The following is a 24,861-nucleotide window of genomic DNA, read 5'->3' on the forward strand; positions in this document are numbered from 1 at the left end:
AACGTACAACGGCGCGGCTGAGCACTGAACGTGCCCATCTCTGCCATCTGTCGTGCTCCGCTTCGCTACGCACAACAAATGACAGGAACACACACCAAGTTCTTTTCCAGAAAACCCTTCGGGATTTTCTGAAAAACAACTGACTGGTACTCAGCCGCGCCGTTAAACAAAACAAGGAATATTATAGATGCAAGATAAAAATGATAGTAGTTTAGATATATTAGGTGTAAAACCAATTGCAAAAAGTATTGAAAAAACAACAGAAAAAGCATTAGAAGGCACTGGTGCATTTTTAAGTAGAATCTGCTTGCCTGCAGCAGAAGAATTTGGTTTATTGTTACAAGATAAAGTGAAATCATGGCGAGCAAAAAACACACGAAAAATTTTAAATCTTACTGAAGAAAAACTAGCTAAACAAGATTTATTAAATTCGAATATCAAATCTCATCCACTAATAACTTGGAAAATTTTAGAAAATAGTTCTTGGTCAACAGATGATGAAATACAAAATTTATGGGCAGGATTACTTGCATCATCATGTACAGAAGATGGATTAGATGATAGTAATTTAGTTTATATAAATTTATTAGCACAAATGACAAACTCTCAAGTTAAAATATTAAATTTTGCTTGTGAACATGCAGAAATATATAAACATGAGAATGGACTAATTCAATCCAAGGATTTGTTTCTTAATACAGATGAACTAATTGAGATAACAGGTTTAACTGATATCCATGATATAGATAGAGATTTAGATTATATGATGAATTTAGGTATAACAGGAATGCTTTCAGGTTTTCAATTAATTGATAATAAAAGTTTAGAATCAAAAGGCTTAAAAGCAAGAATTAACCCATCTGCATTAGGTATTCAATTATTTGTTCGTTCACAAGGTTACTTAGGTAATCCTCTAGAATATTTCAACTTGGAACAAAATGTTTAACAACACATTGGAGAGAAATATTTGACCCTGCGGCTCAAATATTTCTCAACTCAAACGTTGTACGTTCCCGCTTTGCGGTAACGTACAACGGCGCGGCTGAGCACTGAACGTGCCCATCTCTGCCATCTGTCGTGCTCACTTCGCTACGCACAACAAATGACAGGAACACACACCAAGTTCTTTTCCAGAAAACCCTTCGGGATTTCCTGAAAAACAACTGACTGGTGCTCAGCCGCGCCGTTATGTTTTTGAAATAAAGGAGCACTCATGAAATATGAATGGAGAAAAAAAGAAAAAGATATCTACTTGCCACCTAAAAAACCAGTGATGATTGATATTCCTTGTTTTAAATATTTCGCAATAAACAGCAAAGGAAATCCTAATAGTGCATTTTTTGGTGAATGTATCGAAGCATTATATGCTGTTTCATACGCAATAAGAATGTCATACAAAAAAGGACTCCAGCCAGAAGGGTTCTATGAATATACGGTTTATCCTTTAGAGGGTATTTGGGACATTTCTGAAAAAGCAAAACAATCATTCGACGGAAGAATAGATAAAGACGAACTTGTGTTTAAACTGATGATTCGCCAACCTGATTTTGTCACAAATGAATTTTCCGAGACCGCAAAAGAGTGGGCATTAAGGAAAAAGGGGAATCCCCTTATAGAAAAACTGGCATTTGACGAAATGACAGATGGAAAATGTGTACAAATGATGCATCTTGGGAGTTATGACAATGAACCTGAATCATTTACAATAATGGAAGAATTTAGCACAAAGAATCAGTTAAAACGAAAATCAAAGCAACATAAAGAAATATACATTTCAGACCCAAGGAAAGTCGTTCCAGAAAAACTAAAGACAGTTCTACGTGTTGAGGTTGGATAAAGATAAAAGGGGACAGTTTCCACCTTTGAATCCCCTTAATTTCCTCAAATACATTAAGGTGATATTTATGCATGAAATCCACTATCTTCTGATCATCCCCGCAGCTCTAATTGCAAGTGGAAGCCCAGGACCTGCAACATTGGCAATACTAGGAACATCGATGAAGCAAGGAAGAGCTCATGGTTTGGCTCTTGCTTCAGGAATACTTACAGGGTCGCTCATGTGGTCGATATTAGCTGCTTTTGGCTTTAGTGCATTTATGTATTCTACTGTTTGGCTATTTGAATTGATTCGATATTTAGGTGGTGTATATTTGCTTTATTTAGCCTACAAATCATTTAAGGCATCTCGTCTTTCAGCGAAGCATATTCATCTAGACAATGAAGAAAAGTTAAATTATAAAAAAACCTATTTAAAGGGATTATTGCTTCATCTTACGAATCCCAAAGCTATCCTATTCTTTGGTGCTCTCTATTCGATAGGAGTTCCTAAAGGGGTCCCATTATCTGCTTTATTTGAAGTGATTTTTGTTGTTGGTTGTACCAGTTTTTTAGTGTTTATCGGTTATGCTATATTGTTTTCAATTTCAAAGATTAGGGATTTGTACATAAGATTGCGTAAAACTCTCGAATTAACTTTTGCGGTGATTTTTGGCGCGTTAGCGATGAAAATATTATTGTTCAAATAATATTAATTTCAAAGACAGTATACTTAACTAATTACATATTCTGTTCCCTTTAATTCCCAATGATATAAGGTTACTTATAATTAAAAAAATGTAGGATAAATTATGAAAAATATTTTAGTTAGTATTAAACATGAACTTAAATTCCAAGATTTTGTAAGAGGTGAAAACTGTAAACTATTTGATTCATTAGGTAATGAGTACTTAGACCTTGAATCAGGAGTTTGGTGTACATCTATAGGACACTGTCATCCAGAAATATCAAAAGTAATTTTCGATCAGTCTTCCAAGATGATGCACAGTGGTTATTGTTACTTAAATCCAGTCATTGATAATGCAGCAAATAAAATATTAGAAATTAACAAAATGAAAGAAGGGAAATGTGTATTTTTATGCTCAGGAAGTGAAGCGGTAGAATACTCAATTAGAGTTACGAACTCAATACATCATAATAAAAAGATTCTTACTTTACATGATAGTTATTTATCTTCGTATGGGACTGCTTCAGAAAAAAGAGATGAAAATTTTATACAATTTGATTGGATTAATAATGATAATTTAGACATTATTGATTTTAGTACTATTTCTGCATTTATTTTTGAACCAGGGAGTTCTTCTGGTTTAGTTCGATTTCCTCCAAAAGAATTAATACAAGCTATAATTAAAAAAATAAAAGAAAATAATGGATTTATAATTATAAATGAAGTGACTACTGGAATAGGACGAACAGGAGAATGGTTTGGGTATAACCATTATGATATTAAACCAGATATGGTTGCAATTGGTAAAGGATTAGGGAATGGATATCCTGTTAGTTGTACAGCAATATCTAAAAATGTTTTAAGCAAATTAGATATGAATAAGTTTTACTATTCTCAATCACATCAAAATGATCCATTAGGAGCTGTTGTTGCAAAGAAAGTACTTGAAATAATAGAAAGTGATAATCTATTAGCACAATGCAAAGTAAAAAGTAAATTAATAGCTGACAGATTAACAGAAATAAAAAATAAATATGGAATTATTAAAGAGTTTAGAATTAGAGGTCTTATGATAGCTATAGATTTTTTAGAAAATAATGATGTATTCTATTCTGAAATAATTAATAATGAATTATTAAAGAAAAAGATAATCTTAGTATTACGCCCAGGCTTCAACTCATTTAGAATAGATCCAGCATTAACAATAAGCAAAAATGATCTTATATTCTTTTTAGACACTTTAGAAGATATTATATGCAACCTAAATGAAACTAATACTTATTAATTGATGGCGACTTTTTAAAATTAAAGGAATAAAAGAATGACATTAGACTTATATGTGGTTGATGCTTTTACTCAAAAACAATTTCAAGGTAACCAAGCTGCAGTAATTCCACTAAAAGGGTGGTTAGAAACAGAGTTAATGCAAAAGATTGCAATGGAAAATAATTTATCTGAAACTGCATTTATAAAAGAAATTACTCCAAATAAATATGAGATAAGATGGTTTTCACCTTTATCAGAAATAGATTTTTGTGGACATGCCACATTAGCATCTTCTTTTATAATTTTTAATTATTTTAAATGTAAAGATGAAATAGAGTTTTCAACATTAAAAGTTGGTTCGTTATATGTTTATCAAAATGATGATGGAAAAATACAAATGAGTTTCCCTAATCAAGAGCCACAAGAAACTGAAGATGATGTGAAAAATATTGAATATGATTCATTAAAATTAAAAAAATTAGCACCTTATGATGTTGTTGTAACTGCATCATCTATGAAATATGATTTTATATCTAGATATTTTTGGCCTTCAAATGGAGGAGATGAGGATCCTGTAACTGGTTCTATTCATTCAGGCTTAGCTCCTTATTGGGCTAAAGAGTTATCAAAAACAAACTTGATTGCATATCAAGCTTCAAGTAGGGGTGGTGTTTTATATTGTGAAATTCAAAATGATCGAGTATTGATTTCTGGATTTGCAGTATTATACATGCAAGGGAAAATATATATTTGATAGAATAGATAACAAAATATTTCTCAACTCAAACGTTAGGTAAAGCGAGGGATCATGACATCAGAACCAGATAAAAAAACATACAAAGGGAGTTGAATAAAAGGGGACAGTTTCCACCTTTTTTCGCCGTTATGTGCACAAATAAACTTTAAATCAATCTTTAGCTAAAATACAATATCAAATTATCAGGCACTAAAATATTACAAAAGAAATATAAAAAAACTACAAATACTTTGATAGTTTAAATCCTGTTAATAAGATAGCGATAATGAAGTTAAAATTGTTAAGAGTAATTAAAAATATTACTATATGACATATTTTTTTAAGGAAATTAATTTTTCTGTTAAAATCTCATAAACAGGAGATAAAAAATGACTTATGAAAGAATTCAAGAAAGATTAAATACTGAAATTACTGATGAAGAATTAAACTATTTTATTCAAAATAATATTAATTTTGTAGGATTAAATACTAGTAATATAAGTCAATATTTATTAGCACAATTATATGTATTAAATGATTATATGAATTTTGATATTACAAATATACTAAATCAAATAAAAAGTTTAGAAAGTAATAAAAAAAGTTCTACAAAAAAAGAAACACAATTTAATAGAGAACCTCTAAAAGGTTTATGGCATAAGCATTTTTTTGATGCACAATATATTTTAAAAAATATAGGTGCTGAATTTGGATTGAATTATGATGGTAATAAAAAACTAGATAAATTGTTATCTAAGAATGATTTTAATAAATTTGATGATACTATGAATAAAAAAATTATTTATGAAATAGTTGATGATGGTTTTTTAGGTAGACAAAAAAATAAAAAACTTACTGGAGAATGGATAATATTTACAAAAGGAAAGGGCTCTAATTACTACTTAACACTTGCAAGGCATGAGGAAGATGATTCAGTTATTTACAATAGAATTATAAATAATATTACAGAGTTTAAAGAATTAGATTTTTTTAATCACTCTAAGACAAGCAATTAATATGAAAAAAAACCTAACAATAAGAAACTCAACAGCAGAATTTTTAATCTTCACAACCGCTAACGGACAAGATACTATAGAGGTAAAAGTAGAAGATGAAACTGTATGGCTTACACAAAAACTAATAGCCAAACTTTTTGATGTAAATGTAGCAACTGTAAATGAACATCTAAAAAATATATTTAAAACTCATGAATTAGATGAAGATTCAGTTATTAGGAAATTCCTAATAACTGCTAGTGATGGCAAGAACTACAATACAAAACACTATAATTTAGAAGTAATTATCTCACTTGGATATAGAATCAATTCAAATAAAGCTACAGAGTTTAGAAGATGGGCAACAGAGGTTTTAAAAACATTTGCAACTCGTGGTTATGTGCTTGATAATGAAAGATTGAAAAACGGTAGTTATCTAAATCCCCAGTACTACAAAGATTTAATCTTAGAAATAAGAGATATTAGAGAAAGTGAAAGAAACTTTTATCAACAAATCACAGATATATATGCAACTGCAATGGATTATGATTTTCAAGCTCCTACTACACAAGAGTTTTTTGCTACTGTTCAAAATAAACTGCATTGGGCTATACATGGTCATACAGCTTCTGAACTCATAGTTGAAAGAGCAAATCATAAAAAAAAGTTTATGGGGCTTACAAATTGGAAAAAAGCACCAAGTGGAAAAATATTAAAATCAGATGTAACTGTAGCTAAAAACTATCTATCGCAAGATGAGATAAAATCACTTGATAGAATAGTAACTATGTATCTTGATTATGCAGAAGACCAAGCTGAGAGAAATATCCCAATGACTATGAAAGATTGGAGTCAAAAGTTAAATGCTTTTTTACAATTTAATGAACGAGATATTTTACAAAATTCAGGAAAAGTTACAGCACAAATTGCAAAAGAGTTTGCTATAAGTGAATTTGAAAAATATAAAGTAATTCAAGATAAATCATATAAAAGTGATTTTGATAGATTACTAGGTGAATTTGACATTCAGGGGTGATACACACAACAAAACCTAGCAGTAAACGCATAGCGTCACTGAAGTCAACCGTTATATGAAAATAAAAAGGAATAAAATGAAAAATTTCTTCAAAAAATTATTTAAATTAAGTAATGTCCCTGATGTTGACCACCCTTTCTTTGGAAAAATGCTCTATGCTGAGGGATATTGGGAAGTCAGCGAATTAACTTTTAACCAATATTCTAATCTTGGCATTACTGTAAACGCATCTGAAAATGACCCTTTTGAGCCACATGAAAACTTTACTAAGAGTATTCTTTCAAACCTTGATGAAACAATTCAAAAATTAAAGCCCAAAATATCGAAAGAATTTGAATCTTTTCTTCAAAAACCTGTACCGGATAACTTTTTTGATGAATTTACTTTAGTAGGCTTATCAACACCAGAAAATGGTGATACAAATAATGATTGGGAAATCAGTTTTGATTGTAAATCAGACCAAAATCATATGTTTACGGTTTATTTTGAAAATGGTGTTGCGTCAGAAGTCTCTGTTGACGGATAATAAAGACATATAACAAAACGCTCAAGCGGATAAAACTACGTTTTGCCCTCTTATTTTACTCATGATTCAATCATACTTAGATAGTATTTTAAGTATATTCATAAATAAAGCTTACATGTAAACAAACAATTAAGGTTGATAAATATACTTTTTATAAGAGATATCAAGACCCTTTATAAGGGGATTTTCAATCCTAAAAATTTTCCTATTTTTTAGGTTTACAAAATCAATACTTTTTTTATAGTATTTATTCCATAACTTTATGAAAGAGCCATCTTTATATGCCATAAAAATTCCTTTTTTTAATCTCTCAATTCCTTTTTTATTTTTTTTATTCATGAAAAAAAATCTTGGAAGAGGATAGTAGAGAACTAATGACCTATCAAAGTAAAAATTTTGTGTGTTCTTATATGTTTCGTATTCATCTAAAATTTCATTTGTCCCTCTTGGAAAAATATCAACTCTATTTTTAGCAATCATCCCAAATAAACCTTTATAGGAACTTCCTTCAAAAACAGAGAATCCATGATGCCTCAAAATCTCTGTATCTGTCCATGCAGTTCCTTGGAGTAATTTAAACTTTTTTAATTCTTCGAGGGTTTTAACTTTTTTGAGTTTTTCTTTTGCTTTTGGAGAAACAAAAAATACACGATATCCAACAATGCCTCTGTCTACTGGGAAAGGGACATAGGCTAATGTAGATAAACGCTCTTGTGTAACAGAACCTTTATGTACAAAATTTTCAAAAGTATTGTTAAAAGCAACCTTGTCAGCTCTTCCATGATTCATTCTTGGGCTTGGAACTAGTTTATAAGGCCCATAAATAGGGGTTGTTTTTTCTAAAGCAAGTTTTAATAAGGCCATATTATACTCACTTCTACGGTCATGTTTATCTGCTTTTGGAATATAAGTAAAGATTGTAACAGCAAAGCTTTTACTTAAAAAAAAGAGTAAAAAAATAAAAATTAATTTATGCATAGATTTTTCCTAAAAAATACATTATACACTAAATTTTTTTATACAAAAATATTATGGTTGATAAATATATTTTTTATAAGAGGGGTCAATATGTTTTATAAATGGATTATCGATTTGTATAATTTTTCTTTTTTTGAGATTTACAAAATCAATACTTTTCTTATGGTATTGATTCCATAATTTCATAAAAGATCCATCTTTGTATGCCATAAAAAGTCCTTTTTTAAGTCTTTCAATTCCTTTTTTATTTTTTTTATTCATAAAGAAAAATTTTGGAAGAGGATAATAAAGGACTAAAGCTTTATCGAGGTCAAGATTTTGTATGTTTTTATATGCTTCATATTCATCTAAAATTTCACTTGCTCCCCTTGGAAAAAGGTCAACTCTATTTTTAGCAACCATTTTAAACATGCCTTTATAAGAATGTACTTCAAAAACATTAAATCCATAGTGTCTTAAGATGTCTGTATCTAGCCAGCTAGTTCCTTGGAGTATTGTAAATTTTTTTAATTCTTCGAGTGTGGTTACTTTTTTTAGTTCTTCTTTTGCTTTTGGAGAAACAAAAAATACACGATAACCAATTATCCCTCTATCTACAGGAAAAGAAACATAAGCAAATTGGGATAAACGTTTTTCTGTCACGGCACTTTTATGTACGAAGTTTTCAAAATTATTATCAAGAGTTACCTTATCAGCTCTTCCATGGTTCATCCTTGGACTTGGAACTAGTTTGTAAGGACCATAATTAGGGATTGTTTTTTCTAAAGCAAGTTTGAGTAAAGCGATGTTATATTTAGTTCTAGCATCATCTTTGTCAGCTTTTGGGATATATGTAAAAATTGTTGCAGCAAAACTTTTGTTTAAAAAAAAGAGTAAAAAAATAAAAATTAATCTATGCATAAATCTTTCCTTTGAAAATTACATTACATTATATTATATTATGGTTGATAAATATATTTTTTATAAGAGGAATCAATATTTTTTATGTATGGATTGTCAATTCGTATAATTTTTCTTTTTTTGAGATTCACAAAATCAATACTTTTTTTATAGTATTTATTCCATAATTCTACAAAAGAGCCATCTTTATAAGCTATTGAAATTCCTTTTTGAAGTCTTTCAAGGCTTTTTTTATTTTTTTTATTCATAAAGAAAAATCTTGGTAGAGGATAATAGAGAATTAATGATCTATCAAAGTCAAGATTTTTTATTTTTTTGTATGCTTTATATTCATTTAAAAGCTCATTAGCTCCTCTTGGAAAAAGATCAATTCTATTTTTTGCAACCATTCCAAAGAGACCTTTATAGTTACTCCCTTCAAAAACGTTAAATCCATGATGTCTTAAAATCTGAGTATCTAACCAACCTATCCCTTGTACTATTGTAAATTTTTTTAATTCTTTAAGTGTTGTTACTTTTTTTAGTGCCTCTTTTGCTTTTGGAGAAACAAAAAATACACGATATCCAACAATACCTCGATCTACAGGAAAAGGAACATAACCTAATTTAGATACAAGGTCTTCTCTTATAGCAGCTTTATAAACAAAGTTTTTAACATTGTTTTTAAGAGCAATTTTATCAGCTCTTAAGTAATTCATTTTTGGACTAGGAACTAATTTATAAGGTCCATATTCAGGGATTGTTTTATCTAATGCTAGTTTTAGCAGAGCTACATTATAATCTTTTCTTGTATCTTTTTCATCTTCTTTTGACATGTAAGTAAAAATGGTTACAGAAAAACTCTGAGATGCAAAAAATAGTATAAAAAGAAAAAGAAACTTATTCATAATGGCCTCCTTCTAATAAGATATTATACAACATAATGTTATAATTTTTCAAAAAAATAGGCTAAACAGTTTTGATACAACTTACAAATATTTCTAAAAGCTTTGCAAAACAGGAGCTTTTTTCTAATCTCAATTTTAAACTCAATTCCAAAAACCGTGTAGGTTTAGTAGGACGTAATGGTAGTGGTAAATCAACACTTTTTAAAATTATTCTTGGTGAAGAACATGTTGATGGTGGAGAAGTTTCTATACCTAAAGGTTATAAGATAGGTGCATTAAAACAGCATCTTTCATTTAGTGAAAAAACTCTAAGAGAAGAGGCTGCTCTTGCTCTTGATGAAGAACACAAGTATGATATATATAGGGTTGAAAAGATTTTATTTGGACTTGGATTTGTAGCGGAAGATTTAGAAAAAAATCCACTCTCTTTTTCAGGTGGTTATCAAATACGTATCAATTTAGCAAAGCTTTTAGTAACTGAGCCAAATTTACTTCTTTTAGATGAACCTACAAACTACCTAGATATAGTATCTTTACGTTGGTTAAAAGTTTTTTTGAAAAGCTTTGATGGTGAAGTTATTCTTATAACACATGATCGTAATTTTATGGATAGTGTGACAACTCATACAATGGGAATAGTAAGAAAAAAACTAAGTATTTTACCAGGAGATACACACAAGTTTTACACACAACTTGCATCAAATGATGAGTTACATGTAAAGACAAAAATTTCACAAGACAAGAAGATAAAAGAGCTTGAAGAGTTTATCGCTAAAAATAAAACAAGAGCTTCGACAGCAGCACTTGCTCAATCAAAAGTAAAACAGTTAGAAAAAATTGAGAGGATGGAAGATATCCAAAGTGAAGCAACTCTCAACTTTGATTTTAATTTTAAACAAACGCCTGCTAAAATTTTACTTGATGTCAAAGATTTGAAGTTTGGGTATACAGAAGATAACATTTTATTTAAAGATATTACTTTCCATATAAAAAAAGGTGAATGCCTTGGGATAATAGGGAAAAATGGAAAAGGAAAATCAACACTTTTAAATACTCTTGCAGGAGAATTAAAACAACTTACAGGGCATGTACACATGCACACAAGTACTTCATTTGGACATTTTGGACAAACCAATATCAATCATCTCAATCTAAATAACACAGTTATGGATGAGATTTATAAATCAAATGCGAGTCTTTCTACGGGAAGGGCTAGAAGTATTTGTGGGGCTATGATGTTTAGTGGTGAGAGTGCAGACAAAAAGATTTCACTACTTTCAGGTGGAGAAAAAAGCAGAGTCATGCTTGGTAAAATTTTAGTAGAAGAGGTTAATCTTCTGTTTTTAGATGAGCCAACAAACCACTTAGATATGGACTCTATAGACTCTCTTATTGGAGCTATACAAAATTTTGAAGGGGCTGTTGTTTTAGTAACGCACTCAGAGGAGTTACTCCGTAAAGTTGCCAATAGACTGATCGTTTTTTCAAAAGATGGAGCAGAGATTTTTGATGGTAATTATGATGAGTTTTTAGAAAAGATTGGTTGGGAAGAGGAAGAGGCAGAAAAGAAAGTCAAAAAAGCACCAAAATCAAATCACCATGAAAATAAAAAGTTAAGAGCAGCACTTATTCAAGAAAGAAATAAAAAAACATCACCTTTGAAAAAAGAGATAGAAAAACTAGAAAAACTGATAATAACAACAGAAGAAGCACTCGAAGCAAATCAAGAAGAGTTGATAAAACTCTCTAGCAGTGGAGAGAGTGATAAACTTGTGGATTTATATAAAGAAGTAGCAGCACAAGAGAAACAAGTAGAGGATGCCTTTGAGTCTTTAGAAGTTGTACAACATGAATTTGATGAAATAACACAAGAGTATGAGGATAAACTAGAAAATTTAAATTGATTTGTAGGTGTGGAAAGATTAATATAAAAACCTATAAATATATATTGGTAAATTATGCTAGAATTCGTGCATGAATGAAAAAATACAATTAGGGGTAGTAAATACCCTACGAATAGACAGAACGAGTGACCATGGATTTTATTTAGTAAGTGAAGATGGAGACGATGTTCTTCTTCCAAAAGCTTATGTAACAGAAGACATGAATATAGAAGATGAAATAGATGTTTTCATCTATAATGATTCAGAAGACAGATACGTTGCAACAACTGAGCGACCAGGTGCTATGCTTGGTGAGTTTGGATACTTTGAAGTAGTTGGAGTTGAAAGTTTTGGAGCATTTGTGGATTGGGGCTTACAAAAAGACCTTTTTATCCCAAAAAAGTTTCAAAAAATCCCTCTTGAAGTTGGTATGAAGTTTGTTTTTAGAGTTTGTATCGACGAAGATACAGACCGTCTAATAGGAGCTCATAAATTTAAAAGCTTTATACATACAGATGTTGAAGAACTACAAGAAAATCAAAAAGTAAATATTATCATCAGAGAAAAAACTCCACTTGGGTTTAAAGTGATAGTTGATAACAAATACGAAGCGATGATTTTTCATAATGAAATTTTTGAAGACATCTGGATAGGACAGAAAAAAGTAGCCTATATCAAAAAAATCAGACCTGATAAAAAGATGGATATCTCTTTAAGACCAATTGGAAAAAGTAAAGAAAACGAAGAAACTGCAATCCACAGAGTAACAAAAGTGCTTAAAGCAAATGGTGGAGAGTTAGAGTGTACTTACAAAAGTGATCCAGAACTTATCAAAGAGCTTTTTGGACTGAGTAAGAAAAACTATAAAAAAGCTTTAACAAAACTTATTGAAGATAAGATAATAAAACTTGACGAAGATGGAATTACATTAGCGTGATTGCTGTTATTGGAGCTGGTGCATCTGGACTTGTTGGGGCGATTGCCGCAGCAAGAAAGGGTGCAAAAGTTTGCATATATGAAAAAAATAGCAAGATAGGCAGAAAAATACTCGCAACGGGTAATGGCAGATGCAATATAACAAATCAAAATATAGAACTTTCAAACTTTCACGGACAACAACCTTTTTTTGTAAACTCTTCTATTAAACGTTTTAATACCTTTACATGTAAGGATTTTTTTACAGAACTTGGTATAGAAATGGTAGAAGGGCAAAAAGGTCGTTTGTATCCTAAAAGCCTTCAATCTTCAAGTGTGGTCGAGCTTTTAGTGTATGAGTGTAAGCGTTTGGGCGTTACATTTTACCTAGATAGTGAAGTAACAAATATCACAAAAAAGGGTGAAGGATTTTGTTTACATGTAAATGAAAAATCCTTACATGTAAACAAAGTTTTAGTAGCAACTGGAGGACTTGCAATGCCAAGTTTAGGGAGTTGTGATAGCGGATATACTTTTGCAAAAAACTTTGGACACGATATAGTTCCAACACATGCTTCTTTAGTCCAATTGGTTTGTAAAGAGGATTTAAAAGCTATTGGCGGTGTTAAGGTTGAGGGTATGATTGAAGTACTTGAAAATGGTCAATCGATTAGTAGTGCAAGTGGAGATATACTTTTTACAAACTATGGAATCTCTGGCTCAGCCGTACTTGATATAAGTAGGGTTGCAGGTCATGCTTTGTTGCATAATAGAGCTTTACATGTAAAGATTGATTTACTTCCTGAATACTCAAAAGAGCAGTTAAAAAATCTACTCAAAAAACGACAAAAAAATTCACATGGAAAAAGTGTAGCTTTATGGCTTGATGGTTTTATAAACTCTAAACTAGCTTCTTTTATCGCTAAAGAGTTACCTAAAAAAAGTGCCGATGAGTTAAATATAAAAGATATTACAAAACTTGTATACGCACTTAAAAACTTCCAACTCAAAGTTACAGACACAAAAGGGTACAAAACTGCTGAAGTCACAGCGGGTGGAGTATCTGTAGATCAAATCAATGCTCAAACACTTGAATCAAAACTACAACGTGGTCTTTATTTTAGTGGAGAGGTACTAGATATTGATGCTGATTGTGGAGGTTATAACTTACACTGGGCATGGGCAAGTGGATATTGTGCAGGAAATGAGATAGTAAAATAACTCAAAACTAAAAAAAAGAACAGTTTTTGCTTGTATATCTATACATAGATATAAGAAGGAAAAAAAATGAAGTTTTTAGTTGTGGATGACAGTAAAACCATGAGAAGAATTGTTCTAAATACTCTTAATAATATAGGCTACAAAGACGTTACTTTAGCAGAAGATGGAAATGATGCTATGAAAAAGATGAAAAAAAACCATTATGATGCGATTATGACTGATTGGAATATGCCTATTATGAATGGCTTAGAACTTGTAAAAAGTGCTAGAAAAATGGATGCATATAAAGACACACCTATTATCATGATAACTACAGAAGGTGGAAGAGATCAAGTTTTAACAGCATTAAAAAATGGTGTAAATAATTATATAATTAAACCTTTTAATTCAAGAACTCTCAGAGAAAAATTAGAAGATATTATATAAAACAAAAACAATATGCACTTACTCAAAACAGATAGGTTAACGCTAAGAAATACTATTAGAGGAAAGCGAAATATTTATATTTTAGAGTTTTAAAAAAGACAAAGCACACTTTATAAGTATGCTTTATTTCAAGATATTAAATCAAACCTAATTGATTTAAAAATAAGATTGTAATAGCAATTGGCACAACATATCTAATCAAAAAGTACCATACATTAAAAAACAACACAGACGTATGTTTTGTGAATTTTTCTTGTAACATAGTTTTATCTACAAAATAACCAAGAAACAGACAAATAACAATAGCTGCTGTTGGCATCATGACTGATGAGGATGCAAAATCCATCAAATCAAATGCATTTTTGCCAAAAAATGTTAAAGAACTTCCATATGTCGTTGACATAGAGAGCAGTGCAACTATACCTAGTAGATAAAATACACTACCACACAGGAGGGTAGCTTTTTTTCTTGTCATTTTAAATCTTTCGATAAAAAACATCAAAGATGGCTCAATCATAGATACAGCAGATGTAATTCCAGCAAATACAAGTGCAACAAAAAATGATATAGCTATGATTTTACCTAGTAAACCCCAGCCTGAAAAAATCACAGGAAGAGAGATAAATACTAGTCCAGGACCAGCTGCACTAGGCGCTCCAGCTTCAAAAAGAAATGAGAAGATAATAAGACCAGCAATAAGAGCAATACCCGTATCTACAAGAGCAACCATAATAGATGATTTTACAAAGTTTGCTTCTTTTGGAAGAGAAGCTGAGTAGGTAAGAATAGTACCAACACCAAGAGAGAGTGTAAAAAATGCTTGTCCAAGAGCAGCTAGAAGTGCATCACTGTTAATCTTGCTCCAATCAGCTACGAACATAAATGATACAGCTTTGCTAAAACTATCAAGAGAGATAGCATACATCAATAGACCTATTAATATGATACCAAGAAAAGGCATCAAGATAAGGTTTATTTTTTCTATGCCATCTTTAATACCTTTTAGTACAATAAAAATTACAGTCCCAGCAATAAGTGTATGATAGAGTAATTGGGTTGCCAAATCTTTTGTTATGAGTGTATCAAAAGCAGCTCCCGCAGTTTTTGCATCTGCTGGAAGTGTCCCAAAAGAAGAAAACACATAACTTAAAATCCACCCAAGAACAACTGAATAGAAAGAGAGAAGTATAAGACCAGTTGCTATCATAAAACCAGCAATTTTCCAGTTTTCATTTTTACTTTTTGAAGTCTCTATAAACGAAGTTGCTACATTTGCTTGAGCATTTTGACCAATGACCGCTTCGGCTAAAAATACAGTAAGTCCTATAAACATAATCGCAAGAAGATACACCAATACAAATGCACCACCGCCATACTCTCCTGTAATATAAGGAAACTTCCATATATTACCCAATCCAACTGCAGAACCAGCTGCAGCTAGAATAAATCCTATCCTTGAAAAACGATTTTTCAAAATCCACCTTTAAAAAAATTTTCTGATTATATAAGAATTTATATGAAAATATACTGACTTGAGTTTTATCCAAATAAAGTAAAAAGAAAAGCTTTAATAAAAAATTAGTAGAGATAATATAGTCTATTTTTTAAGTGCTTTTTGTATAGAATGAAAAAAAATATACTAAGAAGAATTATGAGCAAATTTACACATTTACATTTACATACAGAATACTCTTTACTTGATGGTGCCAACAAAATAGGAAAACTTGCAGCAAAATTAAAAGAACAAGGTGTAAAGTCAGTAGCAATGACAGACCACGGTAATATGTTTGGTGCTATAGATTTTTATAAAGTTATGAGAGAAAATGATATTAAGCCTATAATTGGACTTGAAGCGTATATTCATAATCAAGATGAGATAGATGATAAAACAACAAAGCAAAGATTTCATTTGTGTTTGTATGCAAAAAATGAGATAGGGTATAAAAACCTTATGTATCTTTCATCCCAAAGTTTTATACATGGTTTTTATTATTATCCTCGTATAAATAAAAAACTTTTAAAAGAGCATAGTGAAGGTATTATTTGTAGTGGGGCTTGTTTGCAAGGTGAAGTAAATTGGCATCTTAATACTAACAATCCAAGAAACGTTCAAAATGGTGCAAAAGGGTATGAGAGGGCTAAAGAGATAGCTTTAGAGTATCAAGAGATATTTGGAGATGATTTTTATCTTGAACTTATGCGTCATGGTATAGCAGATCAACTTTTTATAGACGATAGTATTCTTCGTATCTCAAAAGAGACTGGTATAAAAATTATTGCAACCAATGATACTCACTATCCAACACAAGATGATGCAGAAGCTCAAGAAGCTTTTATGTGTATTGCTATGAATAAAGAGTTTGATGATCCAAATCGTCTTCGTCACTCAGTTCATGAGTTTTATTTAAAAACACCAGAGCAGATGAGTGAGCTTTTTGCAGATATTCCTGAAGCTATAGCTAATACTCAAGAGATAGTAGATAAATGTAATTTAGAGATAAAATTAGGCGATCCAACTCCTCCAAAATTTAAATTTACGCAAGAGTATGCTGCTTCAGAAGGTCATGATATAGATAATGATGATGAGTATTTTAGACTTAAATGTAAAGAGGGATTAGAAGATAGGTTAAAATTAGTACCTGCAGAGAAACATCAGACTTATTATGACAGATTAGATGTTGAGATGGATATTATTTGTAATATGAATTTCCCTGGATATATGCTCATAGTTTGGGATTTTATTCGTGAATCAAAAGATCGAGGTGTTCCAGTAGGTCCTGGACGTGGTTCAGCTGCTGGTAGTCTTGTTGCTTTTAGTCTTTATATTACAGATATTGACCCTATGCCCTATAATCTACTTTTTGAGAGATTTTTAAATCCTGAACGTATAAGTATGCCAGATATTGATATTGACTTTTGTCAGGCTCGTCGTGGTGAGATTATAGATTATGTTGTTGAAAAGTACGGTAGATATAATGTTGCTCAAGTTATTACTTTTGGTAAGCTTTTAGCAAAGGGAGTTATCCGTGATGTTGCAAGAGTTTTAGGACTTCCTTATGCCGAAGCTGATGCTATGGCAAAACTTATACCAGATGAACTTGGAATCACGCTAAATGGCAAGATTAAAAAAGGTGAGCATATAGATGGTGCTTATCAAAAAGAAGAAAAACTTAGACGCCTTATAGATGAAGACCCACGAATTGCAAGAGTATGGAAGTTTGCACTTGCACTTGAAGGACTAAATAGAAACTCTGGTATGCATGCTGCTGGTGTTGTTATTAGTGATGAAGAGCTTTGGCATAAAACACCTCTTTATAAACCATCTGGCGCTGAACAGCTTGTAACTCAGTATTCATTGAATTACCTTGAAGATGTGGATTTAATCAAATTTGACTTTTTGGGTCTTAAGACTCTAACTGTTTTAGATAATGCACTAAAGTTAATTAAAAGAAGATACGATAAAGATATAAACTTTAATGCCCTTGATATGGATAATCCTGAAGTTTATGAGCTTATACGAACAGGCCATACAGTAGGTCTTTTTCAGATAGAGTCACAAGGTATGCAATCACTCAATGAAAGGCTAGCACCAAGTGGATTTGAGGATTTAGTCGCTGTACTTGCCTTATATCGTCCAGGCCCTATGGAATCAGGTATGCTTGATAACTTTATAGAGAGAAAACATGGAAGACAAAAGGTATATTATCCTTTTGAAGAGGTTAGTTTTGATTCACTCAAAGAGACATTAGAACCAACTTATGGAATGATAGTTTATCAAGAACAAGTAATGCAAATAGTTCAAACAGTAGGTGGTTTTAGCTTAGGTTATGCAGATATTATCCGTCGTGCAATGGGTAAGAAAAAAGATATGAGTACCTATAGAGATGAGTTTTGTGATGGTGCAGAAAAACAAGGTTATGATAGAGAAAAATCAGCAGAGCTTTTTAAACTCGTAGAAAAGTTTGCCGGATATGGTTTTAACAAATCTCACTCAGCAGCATATGCCATGATAACATTTCAAACAGCATATTTAAAGACTTATTATCCACAAGAATTTATGGCAGCCCTTTTAACAAGTGAACAAGATAATACTGATAAAGTTGTTAAGTATATTGATGAGGTTAAAAGATTGGGTATTAAACTCTCTCCACCATCCATTAATTACTCTCTTACTGAGTTTAATGCTATTACAAATGATGAAGGTGAAGAGACAATTCTTTTTGGTATGGGTGCTATAAAAGGAGCTGGTGGTAGTGCTATTGGTAGGATTTTAGAAGCAAGAGAAGATGGATTGTTTAAAGATATGAGTGATTTTATGTCTAGGATTGATACTTCAAAAGTAAACAAAAGAGTTATAGAATCTCTTATAAAATCAGGGGCATTTGACGAGTTTGGACTAACAAGAAGGGCATTACTTGATCATATAGAAGTCATTGCAGAAGCTGGTGCAAAGTGTGCCAAAATGAAAAAAGATTCTATTGGTTCACTTTTTGGTGATGAAGAAGAGATGACTTCTATCTCTTTAAATATTGAAAATCTTCCTGAATTTGATGGTAAAAGAGTCCTTGAACTTGAAAAAGAAACAATGGGTTTTTATATTTCAGGTCATCCACTTGATAGTTTTAGAGAGCTTATTGAATCCATTCCTCATACACTTTCATCAGAGATTGAAAATGCAAAAAACGGAAAGACTCTTTTTATTGGGAAAGTCGAGAGTATTCAAGAAAGGATTAGTAAAAAAGGCAATAAATTTGGAATCGTAAATCTTATGGATTTTCACGGCAATATGGAATTTATGGTTTTTGCTAATATCTTAGAAAAACTCCAAGGGATGAATTTAGAAAATCCAACGGGTTTTCCAATAGAAATAAAAAGAGATGATACAGGTGTTAAGCTTACATGTAAAGATGCGTTGTCTTTGGAAGAGTTAAATAAAGAAAAAGATAAAACGAAAGTTTTAGAAGAATTAAAAGATGAAATTGATGAAATCTCACATACAAATTCTTCAGAAATACAACGTATTGAGAGTGGTAAAATATTTTTTATAGGAAAAGTTGATAAAGTTGATGAGAAAGTAAGTAAAAAAGGAAATCCTTATGGTTTTGTAAGTGCTTTAGACTTACATGGCAATATGGAGTTTATGGTTTTTGAAAAACAACTTGAAAAATTAAATAGTTTAAATATAGAAAAGCCAATAGGTTTTTCTTTAGAAATAACAAAAGACGAAGAAGATAAGGTGAGAATCTCATGTAAGGGAGTTTTTACTTTAGAAGAAGCAAAGAAGAAAAAAAACAATAAAAATGGAGTTGAAAACAAAATTACTAAAGTAGAAGAAACACCACTTCCACCTACACGTATACGAGTAGAGTTAAGTGAAAATTTTGATGCAATAGAACAACTCTATGCTTTAGTAAGACAAAATCATGGAAGAAGTGCAGTTGAACTTGTAATTACTTCAAAATTAGTTGATGTCAAAATGAATACATATATCAATATAAATCCAGCAATATGCCCTGATATAGAGAAGATTGAAGGCATTGAGGTAGTAGGGTAGTGAAAACAATAGGGATTAAACTTGAAGAACAACTGTTAGTTCTTTATACTGCATTAAATGATATTTCTCCTATTTCGATAGAAGTTTGGAAAGAGATAAAACCTTTTTTTCATTCAGTCTCTTTAGAAACTTCAGAGTACCTATTTAAAAGTGGGGATATAGTTGAGGATTTTTTCTTTTTAACATCAGGCTTAGCTCGTTATTATTATCCAAGAGAAGATGGTAAAGAGTTTAACAAATCTTTTGCTGTAAAAAAAGGTCATTTACTAAGTAGTATCTCTTCTGTAGCCAAACAAGAACCTTCTGCATTTAGTGTTGAAATTTTATCTCATTTTGAATGTCTATCTATAAAATATAAAGATTTTTTGATGTTAGGGGATAAATTTGAAGAGTGGAATCATCTCACACTTCGTATTTATGAGGCACTTACGGTTAAAAAAGAGCGTCGTGAGGCTGATTTTTTACTTTTAAGTGCAACCCAGCGGTATCAAAAGTTTTTAGAAGAGTATAGCGAAGTAGTTGATGTCCTTCCTAATTATCACATCGCATCCTATCTTGGTATTACAGAAGTAGGACTCTCTCGCATAAGAGGTTCTTTGGGGTTAACATAGGTTAATGACAAGTTTTATCTTAAATGCTAAAATACAAAAAATCAATAAAAAGAGGGTTCTATGAAATTAAAAATAGCCGAACTTAGTGATATCGAGAGTATTTTAAAACTTCATTTTAAATATCAAGTAGACTCCATTGCACAAGAAGACAAAAAAGATGGTTTTGTTACAACAGCGTTTACAAAAGAGCAATTATCAAGCATTATAGAGCAAGAACAAGGTCTTTTTATAGCAATTGAAAATGATGAAGTTGTAGGTTATGTGATGTCTGCTTCTTGGGAATTTTGGTCTATTTGGCCAATGTTTGTATATATGATAAAAGATTTAGATAGTTTAGAGTATTTAGGACAAACATTGAGTGTGAAAAACTCATATCAATATGGTCCTGTTTGTATAGATAAAAAGTACAGAGGAAGTGGGTTATTAGAAGAACTTTTTGATTTTGCAAGAGTTGAGATGGCAAAAAAATATCCTATTTTAGTGACATTTGTAAATAAAATAAATCCTAGATCTTATGCAGCACATACTAAAAAACTTGGGCTAACACTCATACAAGAGTTTGAATACAATAACAACTCTTATTATGAGCTGGTTTATGACACATCTAAGCCAGTAAAAAAATCTTAGCTATGATTTTAAAAGATGTTTTTTTAGCCCTTTTAGTAGTTTTCATTTGGGGAGTGAATTTTACTGTTATTAAAATTGGACTTGAAGAGATACCTCCTATTTTATTTTCTGCTATGAGATTTGCTGTTGTGGCAATTCCAGCAGTATTTTTTATACCTTTTCCAAAAACTTCTTATTTAAAAGTACTTGGAGTTGGAGTCTTTTTAGGGGTTATCAAGTTTAGTCTACTTTTTGTTGCTATGGATGTTGGTATTAGTGCTGGTTTGGCTTCACTTACATTACAAATACAAGTTGTTTTTACTATAGTTTTAAGTATTCTTATTTTTAAAGAGAGTATATCAAAAGTACAAATTTTGGGTATAGGTATATCTTTAATAGGATTTGTTTTATTCTTTTTTACTAAGGATGCAAATACAACAATTTTAGGACTTGTTTTAATACTGCTTGCAGGATTTTCTTGGGCAATTTCAAATTTGATTATGAAAAAAACTCAGGGTGTAGATATATTTCATTTTATGGTTTGGGTGAGTTTAGTGCCTCCTCTTCCTCTACTTATAATTTCTTATTTTACAGAGACACAAAGTCCATTTAGTCTACTATTTGAGTTATCATTAAAAGGTTGGGGCTCGATTGTATTTGTAGGGTTTATCTCTACATTACTTGCTTTTGCTCTTTGGGGGAAACTTCTTAAAACATACTCTTCAGCACTGGTAACTCCTTTTGCTCTTTTAATTCCGGTAGTAGGGATACTCACTTCAAGTATAATTTTAGATGAAACATTAAACTATACAGAAGTAGCGGGTACTTTACTTGTCATGAGTGGTTTGATTATATGTGTGTTAGGCTCACGTTTGATAAAAATTTTAATAAGGAAACAAAATGCCATATGTTAATATAAAAGTTACGAATGAAGGTGTTACTAGTGAACAGAAGCAACAACTCATTGAAGGTGCAACGAAGTTATTGCAAGATGTACTTGGCAAAAATCCTGCAACAACTTTTGTGATTATTGAAGAAGTAGAGACGGATAACTGGGGTATTGCAGGGGAGCAAGTAACAAAAATAAGAAAGAGAAAAGAGAATGAAAAAGATATTTGAGATTACAGATAAAGAAGTAATAAAAGAAGTTTTAGATAACGCAGAGTATGGGACATTGGCACTTTGTGAGGATAATAAACCCTACAATGTACCTATCAATTTTGTTGAGTTTAATGGAAACATATATTTTCATGGTGCAAAACAAGGCAAAAAAATCAAGATGATAAATGAAAATCAATATGCTTCTTTTTGTGTTGTTGAATCATATTCTATGATACAGTCGTATTTTAGTTCAAACGATAACTTAGCATGTCCAGCTACGCAGTTTTTTAAATCTATTATCATGGAAGGTAAAATTGAGTTTGTCAAAGATTATGATGAAAAAGTAAAAATGCTCTCAGCGATGATGGAAAAACTACAACCAGAAGGAAAATATAAACCTCTAAGTGAAGATGTCTATGAAAAGGCAATAAATGCTACTGAAATTTATAAGCTAGTTGTAGAAAACAGTGGTGCAAAATTTAAATTTGGGCAACATTTAAATGAGGAGAGATTTACTATGATAATCAAAAATCTTGAAGAAAGAAATAATGAAAAAGATAGATTAACGATAGAGTTAATGAAAAAGTATTTTGATGAGAAGTGATGATTTATCAAAATAAAAATCTTTGTAAAGTAAGAACTGTAACTACTTTTATAACTTTAAAAAAAGATAAATTAACATGGAAAGAAGAGATTTTAAAAGCTTCGCAGTTTTGTCATGATTTATCATCAAGATTTATCAAAAACGGCTATATAGTCCAATCGATTCGTATTGTGACCAATGCCTTTGGAGAGTATCTAAACACTTCTAGTTTAGAAAAAGCAAAAGAGGATTTAGAGTATATAAGCAATCTTTTGAATTCACTTGATGTGCAAAATCTTAGAATAAGATTTGCAATAGGTGAAGCTAAAACTAAAGAAGAAATAGCTCTTTTACCTGAACTAATTCGAGATTTTGGTGACTTATGTAATACTTGTGTCAATGTTCCTATGGATGAGTTTGGAGTTTTAGATAATCATCTCATAAACTTATCTTCAAGTGCTGTTCAAAAAATCGCTCAAATAACGCCAAGAGGAGAGGGTAATTTTAACTTTACAGTGAATTTTAATTGTAAATCTTTGATACCTTATTTTCCAGCTTCTTATCATAACAGTAGTGATAAAAATTGTTTTGTACTAGGTCTTGAAACACCAGATTTGTTAGTAGAAGTTTTAAAAGATTTTAACCTTACATGTAAGGATTTAAATCATAATGAAAAGTTTAAAAAGTACTATGAGATTATGAGTGAAGCATTACAATACCATGTTGATAATATAAGAGGAATAGTAGAAGATTTTGATACAAAAGAGTTTGTATTTAGAGGGATTGATAGCTCAGCTGCTCCTTCAAAAAACTGCTCTTCTATGTGTGAAGTTTATGAAGAATTAGGAGTTGAATATTTTGGTGCAAGTGGAAGTGTTGAAGCTTCTTCGTTACTTACTAAAGTTTTTAAATCATTAAAAAATATAGAATTAGTTGGTTTTTCAGGTCTTATGTTAGCGGTTACTGAGGATATTGGATTGGCTGAGGGTACTATAAAAGAACAGTATGATTTACGCTCTTTGCTTACTTATAGTTCAGTTTGTGGCATAGGATTAGATACGGTACCAATCCCAGGAGATGTAAGTTTAAAAAAACTTAATGCAATTATGAGAGATACGGGAACTATGGCTTTTCGTTTAAATAAGCCTCTAACGGTGAGAGTTTTTCCTGTTCCTAATAGAAAAGCTGGTAAAATGACAGCTTTTGAAAGTGATGACTTATGTAATTGCAAAATTTTGGAGGTAAAATAGTGGCATATAATATATTTTTTGATACAGAAACAACGGGTATAGAACCAGAAGATCAAATCATACAGATAGGAGCAATCATAACAGATACAAAGGGTGAGTTATTTAAAGATGGAATTTATAATGAACTCTGTGCAACAACACTTCCTATTAAACTAAAAGCTATGAGTACACATGGTATAAGAGAAGAAGAACTCAAAGGGAAATTGCCTTTTGAAAAGACAACTTTTTGGAATGATTTAAATGAATTAAACAACGAAGAAAATTATCTTATAGCACATAATTTACCATTTGATTTAGGTATGCTTGAAAAACACAAGTTTAAAAACAATTGTCAAATCATAGATACTTTAAAGTGTGCTATGCATTTGTATGATGTAAAAGTTCCTCATGTAAGTGCAGGGCATGGACAAGAAGATTTAATAGAAGAAGAAATAAGAGATAAAAACAACAATATTGTTCCAGATTATAAGCTTCAAACATTTAGATACAAACTTTTCTCAAAAGAAGAAGAGGAAACTGAAGCACAAAAATATAATGTCGAGATAAAAGCTCATGATGCTATAGGGGATGTTTTGATTTTAAAAATGTTTCTAAAAGAGTTATTTTTACGAGCAAAAAAAGAGTTTAATCTTAAAAATTCAGAAGTTATGGAAAAGTTAGTTGAACTCTCGAATGAACCTGTAAAACTCAAGATGTTTATTTTTGGAAAATATAGAGGTGTTTCATTTGAAGATGTTTTACACTCTGATAGAGGGTATCTTGAATGGTTATTAAGAGAACAAGATAAACTTGGTGACAAGTGTGATAAAAATATAAAATATACACTCATGGAATTGTTGAAATAGTATTGTTATGTAATTGATTTGTTATCATCATTAGCAATA

The 24,861-nt window shown here is 31.0% G+C and carries 24 protein-coding genes; 20 read left to right on the forward strand and 4 right to left on the reverse strand.

Annotated features, from left to right (window positions below; genetic code table 11):
- Positions 1 to 187: 187 nt before the first annotated feature.
- From K354_RS14825 to K354_RS0112635, 8 genes are all read left to right on the forward strand, one after another.
- Positions 188 to 946, forward strand: coding sequence for an Abi-alpha family protein (locus tag K354_RS14825; protein ID WP_024955852.1), 759 nt, complete (start codon positions 188 to 190; stop codon positions 944 to 946).
- A gap of 267 nt (positions 947 to 1,213) precedes the next feature.
- Entirely contained in the window at positions 1,214 to 1,837 is a 624-nt protein-coding gene (locus K354_RS0112605; RefSeq protein ID WP_024955853.1) for a GyrI-like domain-containing protein, read from the forward strand.
- 67 nt (positions 1,838 to 1,904) lie between these two features.
- Positions 1,905 to 2,525, forward strand: a complete 621-nt coding sequence (locus K354_RS0112610; protein WP_024955854.1) for a LysE family translocator — start codon at positions 1,905 to 1,907, stop codon at positions 2,523 to 2,525.
- Positions 2,526 to 2,627: 102 nt separating this feature from the next.
- The gene (locus tag K354_RS0112615) at positions 2,628 to 3,788 is read left to right on the forward strand and encodes an aminotransferase class III-fold pyridoxal phosphate-dependent enzyme (protein WP_024955855.1); all 1,161 of its coding nucleotides are present in this window, start codon (positions 2,628 to 2,630) and stop codon (positions 3,786 to 3,788) included.
- Between the two features lie 36 nt (positions 3,789 to 3,824).
- Entirely contained in the window at positions 3,825 to 4,523 is a 699-nt protein-coding gene (locus K354_RS0112620) for a PhzF family phenazine biosynthesis protein (RefSeq protein ID WP_024955856.1), read from the forward strand.
- A 371-nt stretch (positions 4,524 to 4,894) separates the two neighbouring features.
- Complete coding sequence (locus K354_RS0112625) at positions 4,895 to 5,521, forward strand: hypothetical protein (RefSeq protein ID WP_024955857.1); 627 nt, start codon at positions 4,895 to 4,897, stop codon at positions 5,519 to 5,521.
- 1 nt (position 5,522) lies between these two features.
- Positions 5,523 to 6,536 carry a virulence RhuM family protein gene (locus tag K354_RS0112630; protein ID WP_024955858.1) on the forward strand — a complete coding sequence of 338 codons (1,014 nt, stop codon included), beginning with the start codon at positions 5,523 to 5,525 and terminating at the stop codon, positions 6,534 to 6,536.
- 76 nt (positions 6,537 to 6,612) lie between these two features.
- On the forward strand, positions 6,613 to 7,062 hold the full coding sequence (locus K354_RS0112635; RefSeq protein WP_024955859.1) for a hypothetical protein: 450 nt from the start codon (positions 6,613 to 6,615) through the stop codon (positions 7,060 to 7,062).
- A 129-nt stretch (positions 7,063 to 7,191) separates the two neighbouring features.
- Here K354_RS0112635 and K354_RS0112640 read toward each other — a convergent pair whose 3' ends face one another.
- The 3 genes from K354_RS0112640 to K354_RS14400 are packed head-to-tail and all read right to left on the reverse strand — an operon-like array spanning position 7,192 to position 9,827.
- A complete protein-coding gene (locus K354_RS0112640; RefSeq protein ID WP_024955860.1) occupies positions 7,192 to 8,040 on the reverse strand; it encodes a hypothetical protein in 849 nt (282 codons plus the stop codon).
- Positions 8,041 to 8,091: 51 nt separating this feature from the next.
- A complete protein-coding gene (locus K354_RS14395) occupies positions 8,092 to 8,940 on the reverse strand; it encodes a type 2 periplasmic-binding domain-containing protein (protein WP_037940824.1) in 849 nt (282 codons plus the stop codon).
- 38 nt (positions 8,941 to 8,978) lie between these two features.
- Positions 8,979 to 9,827: a type 2 periplasmic-binding domain-containing protein gene (locus K354_RS14400; RefSeq protein WP_037940826.1), complete on the reverse strand. Its 849-nt coding sequence runs from the start codon at positions 9,825 to 9,827 to the stop codon at positions 8,979 to 8,981.
- 71 nt (positions 9,828 to 9,898) lie between these two features.
- On the opposite strand from K354_RS14400, the gene K354_RS0112655 reads away from it, so the two are divergent.
- The 4 genes from K354_RS0112655 to K354_RS14405 all read left to right on the forward strand — a co-directional run bounded on the left by K354_RS0112655 (position 9,899) and on the right by K354_RS14405 (position 14,272).
- Entirely contained in the window at positions 9,899 to 11,731 is a 1,833-nt protein-coding gene (locus K354_RS0112655) for an ABC-F family ATP-binding cassette domain-containing protein (RefSeq protein ID WP_024955861.1), read from the forward strand.
- Positions 11,732 to 11,801: 70 nt separating this feature from the next.
- Positions 11,802 to 12,647: a CvfB family protein gene (locus K354_RS0112660; RefSeq protein WP_024955862.1), complete on the forward strand. Its 846-nt coding sequence runs from the start codon at positions 11,802 to 11,804 to the stop codon at positions 12,645 to 12,647.
- Positions 12,644 to 13,846: a BaiN/RdsA family NAD(P)/FAD-dependent oxidoreductase gene (locus K354_RS0112665; protein WP_245600611.1), complete on the forward strand. Its 1,203-nt coding sequence runs from the start codon at positions 12,644 to 12,646 to the stop codon at positions 13,844 to 13,846. The genes K354_RS0112660 and K354_RS0112665 overlap by 4 nt, the downstream gene beginning before the upstream one ends.
- Positions 13,847 to 13,912: 66 nt before the next feature.
- Positions 13,913 to 14,272, forward strand: a complete 360-nt coding sequence (locus K354_RS14405; RefSeq protein ID WP_037940828.1) for a response regulator — start codon at positions 13,913 to 13,915, stop codon at positions 14,270 to 14,272.
- Positions 14,273 to 14,408: 136 nt separating this feature from the next.
- On the opposite strand, the gene K354_RS0112675 is transcribed toward K354_RS14405, so the two are convergent.
- Positions 14,409 to 15,746 (reverse strand): sodium-dependent transporter, encoded by a 1,338-nt coding sequence (locus K354_RS0112675; RefSeq protein ID WP_024955864.1) that lies wholly within the window; start codon positions 15,744 to 15,746, stop codon positions 14,409 to 14,411.
- A gap of 177 nt (positions 15,747 to 15,923) precedes the next feature.
- Between K354_RS0112675 and dnaE the strand changes: the two genes are divergently transcribed.
- The 8 genes from dnaE to K354_RS0112715 are packed head-to-tail and all read left to right on the forward strand — an operon-like array spanning position 15,924 to position 24,822.
- Positions 15,924 to 19,826, forward strand: a complete 3,903-nt coding sequence (gene dnaE / locus K354_RS0112680) for a DNA polymerase III subunit alpha (protein WP_024955865.1) — start codon at positions 15,924 to 15,926, stop codon at positions 19,824 to 19,826.
- On the forward strand, positions 19,826 to 20,437 hold the full coding sequence (locus K354_RS0112685) for a Crp/Fnr family transcriptional regulator (RefSeq protein WP_245600612.1): 612 nt from the start codon (positions 19,826 to 19,828) through the stop codon (positions 20,435 to 20,437). The genes dnaE and K354_RS0112685 overlap by 1 nt, the downstream gene beginning before the upstream one ends.
- Positions 20,438 to 20,497: 60 nt before the next feature.
- A complete protein-coding gene (locus K354_RS0112690; RefSeq protein WP_024955867.1) occupies positions 20,498 to 21,064 on the forward strand; it encodes a GNAT family N-acetyltransferase in 567 nt (188 codons plus the stop codon).
- 2 nt (positions 21,065 to 21,066) lie between these two features.
- Positions 21,067 to 21,957: an EamA family transporter gene (locus K354_RS0112695; protein ID WP_024955868.1), complete on the forward strand. Its 891-nt coding sequence runs from the start codon at positions 21,067 to 21,069 to the stop codon at positions 21,955 to 21,957.
- Positions 21,944 to 22,162, forward strand: a complete 219-nt coding sequence (locus tag K354_RS0112700) for a tautomerase family protein (RefSeq protein WP_024955869.1) — start codon at positions 21,944 to 21,946, stop codon at positions 22,160 to 22,162. The genes K354_RS0112695 and K354_RS0112700 overlap by 14 nt, the downstream gene beginning before the upstream one ends.
- Positions 22,146 to 22,748, forward strand: coding sequence for a pyridoxamine 5'-phosphate oxidase family protein (locus tag K354_RS0112705; protein WP_024955870.1), 603 nt, complete (start codon positions 22,146 to 22,148; stop codon positions 22,746 to 22,748). The genes K354_RS0112700 and K354_RS0112705 overlap by 17 nt, the downstream gene beginning before the upstream one ends.
- Positions 22,748 to 23,977 carry a DUF711 family protein gene (locus K354_RS0112710; RefSeq protein WP_024955871.1) on the forward strand — a complete coding sequence of 410 codons (1,230 nt, stop codon included), beginning with the start codon at positions 22,748 to 22,750 and terminating at the stop codon, positions 23,975 to 23,977. Before K354_RS0112705 ends, K354_RS0112710 begins: the two co-directional genes overlap by 1 nt.
- Entirely contained in the window at positions 23,977 to 24,822 is an 846-nt protein-coding gene (locus tag K354_RS0112715) for a 3'-5' exonuclease (RefSeq protein WP_024955872.1), read from the forward strand. The genes K354_RS0112710 and K354_RS0112715 overlap by 1 nt, the downstream gene beginning before the upstream one ends.
- Positions 24,823 to 24,861: the final 39 nt, after the last annotated feature.

Origin of the sequence: Sulfurospirillum arcachonense DSM 9755, assembly GCF_000597725.1 — a bacterium.
GTDB lineage: Bacteria > Campylobacterota > Campylobacteria > Campylobacterales > Sulfurospirillaceae > Sulfurospirillum_A > Sulfurospirillum_A arcachonense.

Bases quoted from the DNA above. Each gene is read 5' to 3' on its own strand.
- K354_RS14825 (WP_024955852.1), top strand. From the start codon at position 188: ATGCAAGATAAAAATGATAGTAGTTTAGATATATTAGGTGTAAAACCA.
- K354_RS0112605 (WP_024955853.1), top strand. From the start codon at position 1,214: ATGAAATATGAATGGAGAAAAAAAGAAAAAGATATCTACTTGCCACCT.
- K354_RS0112610 (WP_024955854.1), top strand. From the start codon at position 1,905: ATGCATGAAATCCACTATCTTCTGATCATCCCCGCAGCTCTAATTGCA.
- K354_RS0112615 (WP_024955855.1), top strand. From the start codon at position 2,628: ATGAAAAATATTTTAGTTAGTATTAAACATGAACTTAAATTCCAAGAT.
- K354_RS0112620 (WP_024955856.1), top strand. From the start codon at position 3,825: ATGACATTAGACTTATATGTGGTTGATGCTTTTACTCAAAAACAATTT.
- K354_RS0112625 (WP_024955857.1), top strand. From the start codon at position 4,895: ATGACTTATGAAAGAATTCAAGAAAGATTAAATACTGAAATTACTGAT.
- K354_RS0112630 (WP_024955858.1), top strand. From the start codon at position 5,523: ATGAAAAAAAACCTAACAATAAGAAACTCAACAGCAGAATTTTTAATC.
- K354_RS0112635 (WP_024955859.1), top strand. From the start codon at position 6,613: ATGAAAAATTTCTTCAAAAAATTATTTAAATTAAGTAATGTCCCTGAT.
- K354_RS0112640 (WP_024955860.1), bottom strand. From the start codon at position 8,040: ATGCATAAATTAATTTTTATTTTTTTACTCTTTTTTTTAAGTAAAAGC.
- K354_RS14395 (WP_037940824.1), bottom strand. From the start codon at position 8,940: ATGCATAGATTAATTTTTATTTTTTTACTCTTTTTTTTAAACAAAAGT.
- K354_RS14400 (WP_037940826.1), bottom strand. From the start codon at position 9,827: ATGAATAAGTTTCTTTTTCTTTTTATACTATTTTTTGCATCTCAGAGT.
- K354_RS0112660 (WP_024955862.1), top strand. From the start codon at position 11,802: ATGAATGAAAAAATACAATTAGGGGTAGTAAATACCCTACGAATAGAC.
- K354_RS14405 (WP_037940828.1), top strand. From the start codon at position 13,913: ATGAAGTTTTTAGTTGTGGATGACAGTAAAACCATGAGAAGAATTGTT.
- dnaE (WP_024955865.1), top strand. From the start codon at position 15,924: ATGAGCAAATTTACACATTTACATTTACATACAGAATACTCTTTACTT.
- K354_RS0112690 (WP_024955867.1), top strand. From the start codon at position 20,498: ATGAAATTAAAAATAGCCGAACTTAGTGATATCGAGAGTATTTTAAAA.
- K354_RS0112695 (WP_024955868.1), top strand. From the start codon at position 21,067: ATGATTTTAAAAGATGTTTTTTTAGCCCTTTTAGTAGTTTTCATTTGG.
- K354_RS0112700 (WP_024955869.1), top strand. From the start codon at position 21,944: ATGCCATATGTTAATATAAAAGTTACGAATGAAGGTGTTACTAGTGAA.
- K354_RS0112705 (WP_024955870.1), top strand. From the start codon at position 22,146: ATGAAAAAGATATTTGAGATTACAGATAAAGAAGTAATAAAAGAAGTT.
- K354_RS0112710 (WP_024955871.1), top strand. From the start codon at position 22,748: ATGATTTATCAAAATAAAAATCTTTGTAAAGTAAGAACTGTAACTACT.